The sequence below is a fragment of the uncultured Polaribacter sp. genome (assembly GCF_947503875.1).
GTDB lineage: Bacteria > Bacteroidota > Bacteroidia > Flavobacteriales > Flavobacteriaceae > Polaribacter.
Genome location: NZ_CANNFH010000001.1, coordinates 495,301 through 511,123 on the forward strand (window position 1 = coordinate 495,301; position 15,823 = coordinate 511,123).

A 15,823-nucleotide genomic window follows, 5' to 3' on the forward strand; every position below is an offset into this window, starting at 1 on the left:
TTTCTTCTTCTTTTAAAAGCAATATTTATTTTCAGCTTTTACTTTTTCTGCAATTTCGTTTCGTAAATCTACAATATCTGGGTAGTTTGCGTATTTGGTAAAACGTTTTAAACCCATTAACATCATGCGTTGTTCATCTCCTTCAGCAAAAGAAATAATACTTTCTTTACCTTTTTCTTCAATTTTATCTACAGCGTGATATAGATATAATTTAGACATTGCAATTTGTACAGATTGTTCCTTTTCGCTAGTGCGTTTTACATTTTTTTCTGTTCTTAAAATTGCAGATTCTGCCATATAAATTTCAATTAAAATATCTGCAGCAGCAATTAATAATTGTTGATGTTCTTCTATTTCTGGACCATATTTTTGCAATGCAGCACCAGCTACCATTAAAAAGGTCTTCTTTAATTTGGCAATCATTTCTTTTTCTTCAGAAAATAATACTGAATAATCAGGTGTATCAAAAGAAGGAATTCCCATTAAACTATTGGCAACTTCTGTTGCAGGACCAAGTAAATCTACATGTCCCTTCATTGCTTTTTTAATTAACATGCCAACAGATAGCATTCTGTTAATTTCATTGGTTCCTTCGTAAATTCTTGCAATTCTAGCATCTCTCCACGCAGATTCCATTGGTGTTTCTTCAGAAAAGCCCATTCCACCAAAAATCTGAATACCTTCATCCGCACAATTTTGTACATCTTCAGAAACGGCAACTTTTAAGATAGAACACTCAATCGCATATTCTTCCACACCTTTTAATTCTGCTTCTTGGTGGGTATTTCCAGCTTCTACTCTTAGAGCAATTCTGTCTTCTATGTCTTTAGACGCTCTGTAAGTTGCAGATTCTCCAACATAAGCATCTGTTGCCATTTCTGCTAATTTTATTTTAATAGCGCCAAAATTTGCAATAGGTGTTTTAAATTGCTTACGTTCTGTAGCATATTTTACAGCAGTTGTAATAATTCTTCTTTGAGAATCTAAACATGCAGCAGCTAATTTAATCCGACCAACGTTTAAAGCATTCATGGCAATTTTAAAGCCTTCACCACGTCCTGCTAACATGTTTTCTGCAGGAACAACAGTATCGTTAAAAAATACTTGACGCGTAGAACTTGCTCTAATGCCTAATTTATGCTCTTCTTCACCTAAAGTTATTCCATTTGGATTGTCTTTATCGTATTCAACAATAAAGCCTGTAATATTTTTATCATTTTCTATTCTTGCAAAAACAATCATTACACGACAAAAACCTGCGTTAGAAATCCACATTTTTTGACCGTTAATTTTATAAGATTTTCCATCAGCAGATAATTCTGCTGTTGTTTTTCCTGAATTTGCATCAGAACCAGCACCTGGCTCTGTTAAACAATAGGCACCAAACCATTCTCCAGTGGCCAACTTTGGTACATATTTTTGTTTTTGTTCTTCTGTTCCGTACAAAGTAATTGGCATTGTTCCAATACCAGTATGTGCTCCAAAAGCAGTACTAAAAGAACCCGTTCCAGAAGAAATATAATCACAGGTTAATACAGTTGATACAAAGCCCATTCCTAAACCATCATAGGCTTCAGGAACAGCAACACCTAAAAAGCCTAGTTCTCCAGCTTTACGCATAACTTCTTCAGTTAATGCATAATCTTTAGCCTCAAAACGTGTTTTGTGTGGGATGATTTCTCTGTCATTAAATTCCATAACAGCTTCTTTCATCATTTGCTGTTCTTCTGTAAAATCTTCAGGTGTAAAAACGTCTTCACAATTTGTTTCTTTTACAAGAAATTGTCCACCTCTTAATAATTCTGCCATTTTTATTGGATTTTAAGATTTCTAGAATCAAGAATCAAGATTGTTTAAGTCTAGATTTGAAACTCGAAATCATTTTTTGTATTTATTTTATTTTTTGCTCTAACTCTTTAAATTTTTCTTCCGTAACATAATTTTCGTTAAACGCTACATTTTATTGGGTTTCCCATTCGAAAGCAGAACCTAAACTATGCTCTAAGTAATTACTAAAATGTTTATCAGAACTTTTACTTGTTCCTTCAGAGATATTCGATGGGATAGAAACTGCACATCTATTCATTTGACTCATTAATCCATAAGTCTCAAATTTTGGAAAATTTCTTGTTCATTTATATGATTCAGTAACAAGTTCCATACTTGTAGACCATATTTTTAATTTTTTGAAGTTGTGCATTGTCTTGATTCTTGTTTCTTAACGTCTTGATTCTTTTTTAAGAAAGAAACTCAAACACACCAGCAGCACCTTGTCCTGTTCCAACACACATGGTTACCATTCCATATTTATTTTTCATATCGCGTTTGCGCATTTCATCAAACAATTGCACAGATAATTTAGCGCCTGTACAACCTAAAGGATGCCCTAATGCAATGGCTCCACCATTTACATTTACAATTTCTTGGTTTAAATCTAATTCACGCATCACAGCCAAAGATTGAGAGGCAAATGCCTCATTCAATTCAATTAAATCGATATCATTTTGTTGTAAACCAGCTTGTTTTAATACTTTTGGAATTGCAGCCACAGGGCCAATTCCCATAATTCTTGGTTCTACACCAGCTGCAGCATAATTTACAACTCTTGCAATCGGTTCAATATTTAATTCTTTTACCATTTCTTCACTCATTACCATTACAAAAGCGGCACCATCACTCATTTGAGAAGAATTACCCGCAGTTACACTTCCACCAGCGGCAAAAACCGAACGAAGTTTTGCCAAAACTTCTTTTGAAGTTCCTTTTCTAGGTCCTTCATCTTTATTTACGGTATATTTTTTTGTAGCTTTTTTACCATTTTCATCCAAATAAGTTTGTTCTACTTCAATAGGAACTATTTGATCTTGAAAACGATTTTCTGCTTGTGCTTTTAACGCTTTCATATGAGAATTGAATGCAAATTCGTCTTGGTCTTCTCTAGAAACTTTAAATTGATTTGCAACAGCCTCAGCAGTATTTCCCATTCCCCAATAATAATCTGCATGCCCACCTTTAATGGTATCGTAGTTTAACTCTGGTTTAAAACCTGTCATGGGTACAGAACTCATGCTTTCTGCACCACCTGCAATAATGCAATCTGCCATACCTGCACTTATTTTGGCTGCAGCCATTGCAATGGTTTCCAATCCAGAAGAACAAAAACGATTTACGGTAACACCAGGAACATCCACAGAATTTAAACCAATTAAAGAAATAAAACGTGCCATGTTTAATCCTTGAGAACCTTCTGGCATTGCGTTTCCTACAATTACGTCATCTATACGCTTTACGTCTAAATTTGGTAATTCTTTCATCATATGTTGAATGGTTTCTGCACCCAACTCGTCTGCTCTTTTAAAACGAAAAACTCCTTTTGGTGCTTTTGCTACTGCAGTTCTGTATGCTTTTACTATATATGCTGTTTTCATTTTTTTTAGCTTTTGGCTAATCGCTTTTGGCTTTTAGCTATTTGTTATTTATTATTTGCCAATAGCAAAAGAGCTAAAGGCTAATAGCATTCGTAACTTTAGTTACGTAATGGTTTCCCAGTTTTTAACATGGCTTGTATTCTTTCTAAGGTTTTTCTTTCTGTACAAAGAGATAAAAACGCTTCTCTTTCAATATCTAAAAGATATTGTTCTGTTACCAATGTTGGCTCAGATAAATCTCCACCAGCCATTACATAAGCCAATTTATTGGCTATTTTTTGATCGTGTTCAGAGATGTATTTTGAGTGTTCCATAGAATCTGTTCCTACTAAAAACATTCCTAAGGCTTGTTTACCCAAAACTTTTACATCTTTACGTTTTACAGGTTGTGTATAACCACTTTCTGCCATTAATTTTGCATGTGCTTTTGCAGTAGCAATTTGTCTGTCTTTATTAACCACAATTACATCTTTTCCTTTTTGCAATAATCCCAAATCGAAGGCTTCGTAACCAGAAGTAGATACTTTTGCCATACCAATAGTTAAAAAGTTTTCTTGTAAAATATTCAATTCAACATCACCTTTATTAAAAGAGTCTGATGCTCTTAAAGCCATTTCTTTAGAACCACCACCACCAGGAATTACACCAACTCCAAATTCTACTAATCCCATATAGGTTTCTGCAGCTGCAACTACTTTGTCTGCATGCAAAGAAATTTCGCAACCACCACCTAAAGCCATACCATGAGGTGCAGAGATTGTTGGTATTGAAGAATAACGCATGCGCATCATGGTATCTTGAAAGTATTTTATAGCATAATTCAATTCGTCATATTCTTGCTCTACAGCCATCATAAAAATCATACCAATATTGGCACCTACAGAAAAATTTGCGGCTTGATTACCAACAACTAAACCTTGAAAATCTTTCTCGGCTAAATCAATTCCTTTATTAATTCCTGCTAAAACATCGCCACCAATGGTGTTCATTTTAGATTGGAATTCTACATTTAAAATTCCATCCCCAATATCTTCAATAACAACTCCAGAATTTTTAAAAACTTCGTTTGATTTTCTAATATTATCTAAAATGATAAATCCGTCTTGACCTGGTTTTTTAGTTTGAGATTTAGAAGGAATATCATAAAAATAAGTTGCGCCTTCTTTTACAGAATAAAAAGAAGAAACTCCGCTTGCTAACATTTCTGTTACCCAAGTTGCAGGTTCTTTCCCTTCAGCTTTCATCAATTCAATTCCTTTTGCTACGCCAACTGCATCCCAAATTTCAAATGGACCATTTTCCCAGCCAAAACCAGCTTTCATGGCATCATCAATCTTATACAATTCATCAGAAATTTCTGGAATTCTATTTTGAACATAAGCAAACATTGCTGCAAAATTCTTTCTGTAAAATTCACCAGCTTTGTCTTTTCCGCCAACTAATACTTTAAATCGGTCAATTGGTTTGTCAATCGTTTTTGTGAGTTCTAAGGTTGCAAATTTTGCACGTTTCTTAGAACGATATTCCATCGAATCTAAATCTAGTGTTAGAATTTCTTTTTTACCATTGGCATCAACAGATTTTTTGTAGAAACCTTGTTTAGTTTTACTTCCCAACCATTTGTTTTCCATCATTTTGTTGATAAAATCTGGCAATTTAAACAGCTCGTGGGCTTCATCACTTGGACAGTTTTCATAAATACCATTTGCCACGTGCACCAAAGTATCTAAACCAACAACATCAATCGTTCTAAAAGTTGCAGATTTTGGTCTACCAATTACGGGACCTGTTAATTTGTCTACTTCTTCAACAGTTAAACCCAATTCTTTCACTTGGTGAAATAAAGATTGAATTCCGAAAATTCCTATTCTATTTCCTATAAATGCAGGTGTATCTTTGGCTAAAACCGAAGTTTTGCCTAAGAATTTTTCACCATAACTCATTAAAAAGTCGGTAACTTCTTGCTTACAATCTGGCCCAGGAACAACTTCAAAAAGCTTTAAATATCTAGGTGGATTAAAAAAGTGTGTTACTGCAAAATGATTTCTAAAATCTTCACTTCTGCCTTTATTCATAAATTGAATAGGAATACCAGAGGTATTAGAAGAAATAATAGTACCAGGAGTTCTGTATTTTTCTAATTTTTCAAAAACCGATTGTTTAATATCTAGTCTTTCTACAACAACTTCCATTATCCAATCTACGTTTGCAACTTTGGCAATATCATCTTCTAAATTACCTGTAGTAATTCTGTTGGCAAATTTCTGATTGTATATAGGAGAAGGTTTCGATTTTAAAGACGCTGTTAAAGCATCATTTACCAATCTATTTCTAACAACTTTATCTTCTAATGTTAGTCCTTTTGCTTTTTCTTTATCGGTTAATTCTCTTGGAATAATATCCAATAAAAGAACTTCTACACCAATATTGGCAAAATGACAAGCAATACCACTTCCCATAATTCCAGAGCCGATAATTGCTGCTTTTTTAATTCTTCTAGTCATTTGATTTGTTTTTATATTGCCTTGTTTTTCGTTTCCGAATAAATTTCTTTGTCGGCAATTAATTTATTTATAGTTGTTGTTACGTTAAAAAAACCTTCTAAATCTTTTTCAGAAACATTATTAATTACACTTTCATTAAATTGAATTACATGGCCTTTAGAGACTTTACGCATTTCTTTGCCATAAGTTGTTAGTTTAATAATTACACTTCTGCCATCTTCTGGGTTTTTTTCTCTAGAAATAGCGCCTTTGTCTTCCATAGTTTTTAAAATTCTAGAAAGACTAGTTGGTTCCATACCCATTAAAGGACCTAAAGCAGTGGAAGGTGTTCCATTTTCTTTATCAATATTTAATAAAACAAAAGCTGTGGCCATAGTACTGTTATGCGCTAATGCCTGCTCATTATACAATTTTGCTACCGCTTGCCAAGTAGCTCTTAACTGATGGTCTATAGATTGTGTTTTTTTCATTGTTTCAAATATATAAAAATTTACTATGCACGCATAGTAAATTGAAAAAAAGTTATGCATGCATAGTAAATTTTAACAAATTATTGTAACACATGATTTAAAGCCACTACAAATGCTTATAAATTATGTAGATTTGTTTGCCTTAGTTTGTACACTTTAGAAATCAATAAAAATCAAATGAAAAATTTTTTAGAAATTAATAATGTAACCAAAAAATATGAAGATTATACAGCATTAAATAATGTGTCTTTGCACATACCTAAAGGAAGTGTTTTTGGTTTACTAGGCCCAAATGGAGCAGGAAAAACATCGCTAATTAGAATTATTAACCAAATTACAATGCCAGATGCTGGTGCAGTTTTTTTAGATGGTGAAAAATTAGCGCCAAAGCATATAGAACAAATTGGATATTTGCCAGAAGAACGTGGTTTGTATAAGTCTATGAAGGTAGGTGAGCAAGCATTATATTTAGCACAGCTAAAAGGGTTATCTAAAACAGAAGCTAAAAAAAGATTGAAATATTGGTTTGATAAATTTGATATTGGAGCTTGGTGGAATAAAAAAATTGAAGAACTATCTAAAGGAATGGCGCAAAAAGTACAATTTATTGTTACAGTGATGCACAATCCTAAATTATTAATTTTTGATGAACCTTTTTCTGGTTTCGACCCAATTAATGCACAGCTCATAGCAAAAGAAATTTTACAACTAAGGGAAGAAGGCGCAACTATAATTTTTTCTACTCACAGAATGGAATCTGTAGAAGAAATGTGCGATGATATTGCCTTAATAGATAAATCTAATAAAATTTTAGATGGTAATTTAGATGCAATTAAAAGAAAGTTTAGAACACACACTTTTCAAGTAGGTTTGCATACAACAAACCCCAAAGAGGTAGAAACTGCTTTAAAAAATAACTTTGAGGTTTATGCACCAGATTTTAAATTGTTAAACAACGGGTTAGCACTAAACGTAAAGTTAACCAAAGAAAATTCTGCAAATGATTTGTTATCGTTTTTAACAAGTAGAGGAGAAGTGCAACATTTTGTTGAGTTAATACCAAGTGCCAATGATATTTTTATTGAAGCCGTAAACAAAAATAGTTAAGAAATGAGCAAGTTAAAACTGATAATACAAAGAGAGTTTATTGCCAAGGTGCGTAATAAATCCTTTATAATTATGACTTTTTTAAGTCCGTTAATTTTAATAGGAATGGGCGCATTAATTTATTTTTTAATGCAAAAGAATGATGAAAAAGTGAAAGAAATTGTTTTTGTAGACAATTCTGGTTTGTTTTCTAAAAACGATTTTGAAGACACAAAAACGGTACATTATTTAGATTATACAGATGAAGGAATTGCAGCTACAAAAAAGAAAGTTGAAGCCGGTAATTATTATGGAGCATTAATTATACCTAAACAAGATAGCTTAGAGTTGTTGGCCAAAGGCATAGAATTTTACTCTAAAGATTCACCAGGAATGTCTGTAATGAATTCCATAGAAAATAAAATAGAAAAAAAATTAAGAAATGAAAAATTAAATACGTTTGGTATTGATATTGCTAAAATTAATGCATCTAGAATATCTTCTAATATTAAAATGTATAATTTTTCTGGAGAAGAATCTTCAAAATTAATAAACGGGTTAAAAATTGGGCTAGGTGCTATAGCAGGTTACCTTTTAATGATGTTTGTAATTATTTATGGTTCTTCTGTAATGCGGAGTGTAATTGAAGAAAAAACAAGTAGAATTATAGAAGTTATTGTTTCTTCTGTAAAACCCTTCCAACTAATGTTGGGAAAAATTATTGGTAATGCTTCTGCAGGTTTATTACAATTTCTTATTTGGGGTATTATTTTATTTACTATAATTACCATAGCATCTTCTATTTTTGGTGTAGATGTTGTAGAAATGCAAACCACAAATATACCAACAGAACAAATGGAAATGGCTAAAGAAATGACTTCTGGAGACAAAGGACAACAGGTAATTCAAGAGATTTTAAGATTACCTATTTTAAAATTATTTGTGCTTTTTATATTCTACTTTTTGGGTGGTTTTATGTTATACAGCTCTTTGTTTGCTGCAGTTGGCGCCGCTGTAGATAATGAAACAGATACACAACAATTTATGTTACCAATTATGTTGCCTTTAGTTTTGGGCGTTTACGTTGGTTTTGCTACAGTAATAAATGATCCTCATGGTTCTATTGCGGTGCTTTTTTCTCATATACCATTAACGAGTCCAATAGTGATGTTAATGCGTGTACCATTTGGAGTTTCTTGGGTAGAATTGGCAATTTCTATGCTTTTATTGGTAATTACCTTTCTATTTATGGTTTGGTTGGCCGCAAAAATTTATAGAGTTGGTATTTTAATGTATGGTAAAAAAGCAAGCTATAAAGATTTATACAAATGGTTAAAATATAAAGGGTAAACAAATATGGAATCCATAAAAGAGTTTTTAAATTTTTCATTTGAAATAACGGATAAAATTCATCTAGATGTAAGTAATGTACTACTAATTATTTTGGTAATTTTAATTACTAGAATGTTACTTAAATTATTTATAAAGCTAGTAAATAGAAGGTTAAGTGAAGATGATAAAGGAAAGTTTAAAGCTATTTTCACCTTTTTACAATACTTTGTTTATATCATAGTATTAATTATTGCTTTAGAGTCTTCTGGTATAGAAGTAGGTGTATTGCTTGCAGGTTCTGCTGCATTATTAGTAGGTATTGGTTTAGGGTTGCAAACGCTCTTTCAAGATATCATTTCTGGAATATTTATTTTATTGGATAAAACCTTAACTGTAAACGATATTGTAGAAGTTGATGAAAAAGTTGGCAAGATTATTGAGATTAGGCTAAGAACAACCAGAGCAGTTACTATAGATGATAAAGTTTTAATTATACCTAATCATAAATTTTTAACTCAAAGTTTATTTAATTGGACGCAGAATGGTGTGCAAACTACAGAAGGTGTAGCAATAGGCGTTGCTTATGGTTCTAATGTAGAATTGGTTAGGCAAATTTTGGTTGATGTTGCTAAAAACCACCCGAAAATTTTAAAAATGCCAGAACCAAGAGTGTTGTTTATGGATTTTGGAGATAGCGCTTTGCAATTTAAGCTGTTGTTTAATATCAATAACAGTTATACGCATTTGCAAATTAAGAGTGATTTACGTTTTGAAATTGATAAGAAATTTAGAGAAAATAACATTTCAATTCCTTTTCCACAAAGAGATGTGCATATAATTAGTGCCAAGGAATAAGAGGTGAAAGTGAGAAAAATAAAAACAGCACTTTAAAATAAAAAATATATTAATGGCGATAACCAAAGTTTACTATTGTAGGCAATTAAACTTTAAAAGGTTAAAACTTAGAAACAAATAAAAAATGAGTAAAATACTAATCATAGAAGATGAAGCCGCTATTAGAAGGGTTCTAGTAAAAATTATTTCTGAAGAAAATGAAGCTTATAAAGTAGAGGAAGCAGAAGATGGTTTGCTAGGGATAGAAAAAATAAAAAATAACGATTATGATTTGGTTTTATGTGATATTAAAATGCCAAAAATGGATGGTGTTGAGGTTTTAGAAAAAGCTAAAAAAATAAAGCCAGAAGTACCTATGGTTATGATATCTGGTCATGGAGATTTAGATACAGCAGTAAATACAATGCGTTTAGGTGCTTTTGATTATATATCAAAACCACCAGATTTAAATCGTTTATTAAATACGGTTAGAAACGCCCTACAAAATAAAACTTTAGTTGTAGAAAATAAAAGGCTAAAGAAAAAAGTGAGTAAGAATTATGAAATGATTGGCGAAAGTGATGCCATAGCTCATATTAAAGAAATTATAGAAAAAGTTGCGGCAACAGATGCTAGAGTTTTAATTACAGGGCCAAATGGAACTGGTAAAGAATTAGTTGCACATTGGTTGCACGAAAAATCAGACCGTTCTAAAGCACCAATGATAGAGGTAAATTGTGCTGCAATTCCTTCAGAATTGATAGAAAGCGAACTTTTTGGTCACGTAAAAGGTTCTTTTACAGGTGCAAACAAAGATAGAGCTGGTAAATTTGAAGCAGCAAATGGAGGTACTATTTTTTTAGATGAAATTGGTGATATGAGTCTTTCTGCACAAGCTAAAGTTTTAAGAGCATTGCAAGAAAGCAGAATTTCTAGAGTAGGTTCTGATAAAGATATTAAAGTAAATGTAAGAGTTGTAGCCGCTACCAATAAAAATTTAAAAACCGAAATTGCAGAAGGCCGTTTTAGAGAAGATTTATACCATAGATTAGCTGTTATTTTAATTAAAGTACCATCTTTAAACGATAGGAGAGAAGATATTCCTTTATTGGTAGATTTTTTCACTAAAAAAATTACAACAGAACAAGGTATGGCTGCAAAATCATTTTCTGATGACGCTATAAAACTACTACAACAATATGATTGGACAGGTAATATTAGAGAACTAAGAAACGTAGTAGAAAGATTAATTATTTTAGGCGAAAAAATAGTATCTGATAATGATGTGAAACTATTTGCGAGTAAGTAATAGTTCAAACATTAATAGACATAAAAAAAGCTGAAAATTCAATTGAATTTTCAGCTTTTTAATTTTATAAAGAATTTAATCTTTTAGATATCAAAACGATCTAAGTTCATCACTTTTGTCCAAGCTTTTACAAAATCGTTTACAAATCTTTCTTCACCATCATTAGCGCCATAAACTTCTGCAACAGCCCTTAATTCTGTATTCGATCCAAAAATTAAATCGGCTCTTGTTCCAGCAAATTTCATAGCACCTGTTTTTCTATCACGTCCTATAAATTCTTTTTCATCTGCATTAGCAGCACTCCAAGTTAAAGAGAAATCTAAAATATTTGTAAAGAAATCATTAGTTAAACTACCTTTATTTGCTGTAAAAACACCATGATTAGAATTGTCATAATTTGCACCTAAAACACGTAAACCTCCAACTAAAACAGTCATTTCTGGTATAGATAAGGTTAACAAATTCGCTCTATCTACTAATAAATCTTCTGCAGCAACATCTAATTTCGGATTCATATAATTTCTAAATCCGTCTGCAATTGGTTCTAAATATCCAAAAGACTCTAAATCGGTTTGTTCTTGTGTTGCATCTCCTCTTCCTTGTGTAAAAGGTACGGTAACAGTATGTCCTGCTTTGCTAGCCGCTTCTTCAACAGCAGCACTACCTGCTAAAACAATTAAATCTGCCATAGAAATAGTACCCGCAAATTCTTTTTGAATATTTTCTAGTACATGTAATACTTTATTTAATTCTTCAGGATTATTTACTGCCCAACTGCGTTGTGGCTCTAATGCAATTCTACCTCCATTAGCACCACCTCTTTTATCTGATCCTCTATAAGTAGAAGCAGATGCCCAAGCTGTTTTTACCAATTCAGATACAGTTAAATCAGAAGCTAAAATACTTTTCTTTAAAGCAGTAATATCGCTATCTGATAATGTGTAATTAACTGCAGGAATTGGATCTTGCCAAATTAATTCTTCTTGTGGTACTTCTGGCCCTAAATAACGATGAATAGGTCCCATATCTCTGTGCGTTAGTTTATACCAAGCACGTGCAAAGGCATCTTCAAAAGCTTTATGGTCTTTATGAAAATGTTCTGATATCTTTCTGTATGCAGGATCTATTTTTAAAGCCATATCTGCTGTAGTCATCATAATAGCCTGTGTTCCATTTCCACCTGCCTTTGGTGCTCTTTTCGCATTAGAAGATGCTGTAGGTGTCCATTGATGTGCACCTGCAGGACTTTTTGTCAATTCCCAGTCGTAATTTAATAAAACATCAAAATAATCTGCATCCCATTGTGTTGGGTTTGGTGTCCATGCACCTTCAATTCCACTTGTAATGGTATCATCTAAAACACCAGACTGAAAAGTATTTTTCCATCCAGTACTCATTTCTTCAATAGAAGCTCCATGAGGTTCTGCACCAACATATTTTTCTGGGTCTGCAGCTCCATGCGCTTTACCAAATGTATGACCTCCTGCAACTAGTGCAACAGTTTCCTCGTCATTCATAGCCATTCTACCAAATGTAATTCTTACATCGTGCGCAGATTTTAAAGGATCTGGTTCTCCATTTGGTCCTTCTGGGTTTACATAAATAAGTCCCATGTGTACAGCACCTAAATGTCCTTCTAAATCACCATCAGAAGTATCATATCTCTCATCATTATCTAACCAACCTGTTTCACTACCCCAGTAAATATCTTGTTCTGGTTCCCATACATCTTCTCTACCACCAGCAAAACCAAAGGTTGGGAATCCCATAGATTCTAAGGCGCAGTTACCTGCTAAAATCATTAAATCTGCCCAAGAAACTTTATTTCCGTATTTCTTTTTAACTGGCCAAAGCAATAATCTAGCTTTATCTAAATTACCATTATCTGGCCAACTGTTTAAAGGCGCAAAACGTTGGTTACCAGAAGCAGCTCCTCCACGTCCGTCTCCAACTCTATAGGTACCAGCACTGTGCCAAGCCATTCTTATCATAAAACCTCCATAATGCCCATAATCTGCTGGCCACCAATCTTGAGACTCTGTCATTAAATTAGTTACGTCTTTCTTTAATTCTTCGAAATTAATGCTGTTAAAAGCAGCAGCATAGTCAAAATCTTCTCCCATAGGATTAGATTTTGTAGCATTTTGTCTTAAAATATTTAATTTTAATTCATTTGGCCACCAATCTCTATTACTAGTTCCTCCACCAGCAGATTTTTTTTGACTTCCACTCATAAATGGGCATTTTGCGCTATCATTTATGTTATAATTTCCTTTGTTACTCATGGTTAATGTTTTTTATTTTACCCCAAATCTACGATAAATTATCATATCATTTTTATCTATATTTTTTATTTTGTGATAAGTTTTTGTTATTAGGGTTTTAGTTATTTGATTTACAGTTATTTATTTGTTTATTTTAAGGTGAAATACATCATATTGAAAAATCTTATTTGCTAATAAGTTTTATCTTTTTTTTTTAGTTTTAATAGGCCTAAAAACGCAATAGTTTTGTCGTAATAAAACTCGAATACTAACAAGTAATTACTAAAAAAAACAAAGATGGCAACACTAGTTGGAAAAAAATTCCCAAATTTAAAAGTAGATGCAATGAATGATATGGGAGATACATTCAAATTAAATGTTTTAGAAGAAGCAGCTAAGAATAATAAGAAAGTATTATTATTTTGGTATCCTAAAGATTTTACATTTGTATGTCCTACAGAATTACATGCTTTTCAAGGTGCTTTAGCAGAATTCGAAAAAAGAAATACCATTGTAATTGGTGCTTCATGTGATACACCAGAAGTGCACTTTGCATGGTTAAGTACTTCTAAAGAAAACGGAGGAATTGAAGGTGTAACTTACCCAATTTTAGCGGATAGCAATAGAAATTTATCTTCTATTTTAGGTATTTTAGACATTGCAAACGAAACGTTTGATGAAGAAACGCAAACTGTACAAGTAGAAGGAGATAACGTAACTTACAGAGCTACGTATTTAATAGATGAAGAAGGTACTGTTTTTCACGAAGGTGTAAACCACATGCCAGTTGGTAGAAATGTAAGTGAATTTTTACGTTTAATTGATGCTTATGCTCACGTGCAAACAAACGGAGAAGTTTGTCCTGCAAACTGGGAAGAAGGTAAAGAAGCTATGGCACCTAATGCAAAAGGAACTGCAGCATATTTAGCAACTCACTAAAATTAATAACAAATTAAGAATTACGAATTTAAAATTCGTAGTTCTTAATTTAATACCTAATACTATGTTACAAGAATTAACAGCAGATAATTTACAAGAAATTGTAAGTAATAATGAGAAAGTAGTTGTACAATACTCAGCAACTTGGTGTGGAAATTGTAGAATAATGAAGCCGAAATTTAAGAAGTTAGCCTCAGAGAATGAGAATGTAACTTTTGTAATTGCTGATGCAGAAAAGTTTCCTGAAAGCAGAAAATTGGCAGATGTAAGCAACTTGCCAACTTTTGCAACTTTTGTAAATGGTGCAATAAAAAACCAAACACAAACCAACAAGTTTGATGTTTTAAAGGAATTAACAAGCGAAGTTTTATAATTATGAAACTACCTGTAATTAAGCATTTAACCAATTTTATTGAAGAAAACGATCAAGATTACGTTTTAGAAACTATAGAAACCCTAGAAGCATTAACAGAAGTGCCTTCATTAAAAGATGAAGAATTAGATGTTATTGGTGAATTAATTTCTAATATGTATGGTGCAGTTGAAGTAGATAAAATGATAAAGGAAGGTACTCCTAAAAAAGAAGCCTTAAACACTTTTATGAAACGTGTTTTAGGATCTATAGATAATTAATATCAACAGTAAATACAAAAATAAACCTAAGCTTTTGCTTAGGTTTTTTGTTTAATTGAAATAATTGTTTTTAATAAAATTAGCCATTTCTTTACCCCAAATTTTATAGGTTAATTTAGAAGGGTGCACACCATCACTAAAATACACGTTATTTTTATTTTCGGCTAAATTGTGTCTTTTACTCCAAGACTTTAAAGTAATTACTTCTGCATTATAAAAAACATTTTCCTTGTTTTTTATAATTATAGATAAATGCTTACCAAAAATTTCTACTAAATTGCCAATTACAAATTTTATTGGATTTGTAAATGCAGGAAATTCTTTAATTGGTGGCATATTTGTAAAATAGACAGGTGCTTTAGGAAATTTTTTTTGCAGATTTTTAATAAGTCTTTCTACTTCTGTATTCCATTTTTTAGGAGAATTTAATTTAAAAGCATCATTACCACCAATACCAATTACAATAATATCTATGTTATTTTTATTAATTTCTGGGATAATTTTGGTTGAAATTCTTTTTGCAGTGTACCCACTTTTGGCATAAACTTGCCAAGCAATATTGTATTTTAAATTTTTAGAAAGTTGGTTTGCCAATGCTCCAGTAAAGCCATTTTCATGTATATCTACACCAACTCCAGCAATAGTGCTTTCGCCAATCGTAATAATATTTAAGGTTTTAGAAAAATTATCGTTTACAAAGCCTTTAGGCAATCTTGCTTCCGGAAGCTTAGGTACTTTTTTACGAATCTTTTTTCCTTGAAAATATAATAAAGGCAAAAGAGGTATAGCAAGTATAACACCTAAAAAGTATCTAATTTTTAGATTATTCACCTTCTTTTTGTTCGTTTGCTTTTTTGATTATGGCTTTCAACCGCTCTTTATGCAGTTGTTTCTCTAATTTTACCTTATTAATTTTTCTATTCATTAATTTGGTGTGTTTTGCCTTGTTAACGGTATTTTTTGCTTTTCCTTTTCCTTTTTTAGGCATTTTTTCTAGTTCTAAAATGAGATATAATTCCCCAAT

14 protein-coding genes and 1 pseudogene are annotated in these 15,823 nt (G+C 32.1%); 7 read left to right on the forward strand and 8 right to left on the reverse strand.

Translation table 11 applies throughout. The features are described 5' to 3' along the window. Window positions 1–12: 12 nt before the first annotated feature. From Q0684_RS02185 to Q0684_RS02205, 5 genes and pseudogenes are all read right to left on the reverse strand, one after another. Window positions 13–1,809 (reverse strand): acyl-CoA dehydrogenase family protein, encoded by a 1,797-nt coding sequence (locus Q0684_RS02185; RefSeq protein WP_299012390.1) that lies wholly within the window; start codon window positions 1,807–1,809, stop codon window positions 13–15. A gap of 151 nt (window positions 1,810–1,960) precedes the next feature. After that, window positions 1,961–2,119, reverse strand: a pseudogene (locus Q0684_RS13505) (four helix bundle protein); the annotation flags it as partial. A 118-nt stretch (window positions 2,120–2,237) separates the two neighbouring features. Then, window positions 2,238–3,428, reverse strand: a complete 1,191-nt coding sequence (locus tag Q0684_RS02195; protein ID WP_299012391.1) for an acetyl-CoA C-acyltransferase — start codon at window positions 3,426–3,428, stop codon at window positions 2,238–2,240. A 98-nt stretch (window positions 3,429–3,526) separates the two neighbouring features. Continuing rightward, window positions 3,527–5,932, reverse strand: coding sequence for a 3-hydroxyacyl-CoA dehydrogenase/enoyl-CoA hydratase family protein (locus Q0684_RS02200; protein WP_299012392.1), 2,406 nt, complete (start codon window positions 5,930–5,932; stop codon window positions 3,527–3,529). Between the two features lie 11 nt (window positions 5,933–5,943). Then, the gene (locus Q0684_RS02205; protein WP_299012393.1) at window positions 5,944–6,402 is read right to left on the reverse strand and encodes a MarR family transcriptional regulator; all 459 of its coding nucleotides are present in this window, start codon (window positions 6,400–6,402) and stop codon (window positions 5,944–5,946) included. Between the two features lie 177 nt (window positions 6,403–6,579). On the opposite strand from Q0684_RS02205, the gene Q0684_RS02210 reads away from it, so the two are divergent. The 4 genes from Q0684_RS02210 to Q0684_RS02225 all read left to right on the forward strand — a co-directional run bounded on the left by Q0684_RS02210 (window position 6,580) and on the right by Q0684_RS02225 (window position 10,963). Beyond that, complete coding sequence (locus Q0684_RS02210; RefSeq protein ID WP_299012394.1) at window positions 6,580–7,509, forward strand: ABC transporter ATP-binding protein; 930 nt, start codon at window positions 6,580–6,582, stop codon at window positions 7,507–7,509. Window positions 7,510–7,512: 3 nt separating this feature from the next. Further along, complete coding sequence (locus tag Q0684_RS02215) at window positions 7,513–8,838, forward strand: ABC transporter permease (RefSeq protein ID WP_299012395.1); 1,326 nt, start codon at window positions 7,513–7,515, stop codon at window positions 8,836–8,838. A gap of 6 nt (window positions 8,839–8,844) precedes the next feature. Beyond that, window positions 8,845–9,675: a mechanosensitive ion channel domain-containing protein gene (locus Q0684_RS02220; protein ID WP_299012396.1), complete on the forward strand. Its 831-nt coding sequence runs from the start codon at window positions 8,845–8,847 to the stop codon at window positions 9,673–9,675. A 124-nt stretch (window positions 9,676–9,799) separates the two neighbouring features. Beyond that, window positions 9,800–10,963, forward strand: coding sequence for a sigma-54 dependent transcriptional regulator (locus Q0684_RS02225; protein WP_299012397.1), 1,164 nt, complete (start codon window positions 9,800–9,802; stop codon window positions 10,961–10,963). An 83-nt stretch (window positions 10,964–11,046) separates the two neighbouring features. Here Q0684_RS02225 and katG read toward each other — a convergent pair whose 3' ends face one another. Continuing rightward, a complete protein-coding gene (katG, locus tag Q0684_RS02230) occupies window positions 11,047–13,248 on the reverse strand; it encodes a catalase/peroxidase HPI (protein WP_299012398.1) in 2,202 nt (733 codons plus the stop codon). 276 nt (window positions 13,249–13,524) lie between these two features. On the opposite strand from katG, the gene Q0684_RS02235 reads away from it, so the two are divergent. The 3 genes from Q0684_RS02235 to Q0684_RS02245 all read left to right on the forward strand — a co-directional run bounded on the left by Q0684_RS02235 (window position 13,525) and on the right by Q0684_RS02245 (window position 14,799). Further along, entirely contained in the window at window positions 13,525–14,166 is a 642-nt protein-coding gene (locus Q0684_RS02235) for a peroxiredoxin (RefSeq protein WP_299012399.1), read from the forward strand. A 64-nt stretch (window positions 14,167–14,230) separates the two neighbouring features. Continuing rightward, a complete protein-coding gene (locus Q0684_RS02240; RefSeq protein ID WP_299012400.1) occupies window positions 14,231–14,539 on the forward strand; it encodes a thioredoxin family protein in 309 nt (102 codons plus the stop codon). A gap of 2 nt (window positions 14,540–14,541) precedes the next feature. Then, entirely contained in the window at window positions 14,542–14,799 is a 258-nt protein-coding gene (locus Q0684_RS02245) for a hypothetical protein (RefSeq protein ID WP_299012401.1), read from the forward strand. Window positions 14,800–14,850: 51 nt separating this feature from the next. Here Q0684_RS02245 and Q0684_RS02250 read toward each other — a convergent pair whose 3' ends face one another. Together Q0684_RS02250 and Q0684_RS02255 are read right to left on the reverse strand one after the other, a co-directional pair. Continuing rightward, window positions 14,851–15,630 carry an SGNH/GDSL hydrolase family protein gene (locus Q0684_RS02250; protein WP_299012402.1) on the reverse strand — a complete coding sequence of 260 codons (780 nt, stop codon included), beginning with the start codon at window positions 15,628–15,630 and terminating at the stop codon, window positions 14,851–14,853. Then, entirely contained in the window at window positions 15,623–15,787 is a 165-nt protein-coding gene (locus Q0684_RS02255) for a hypothetical protein (RefSeq protein WP_299012403.1), read from the reverse strand. The genes Q0684_RS02250 and Q0684_RS02255 overlap by 8 nt, the downstream gene beginning before the upstream one ends. Window positions 15,788–15,823: the final 36 nt, after the last annotated feature.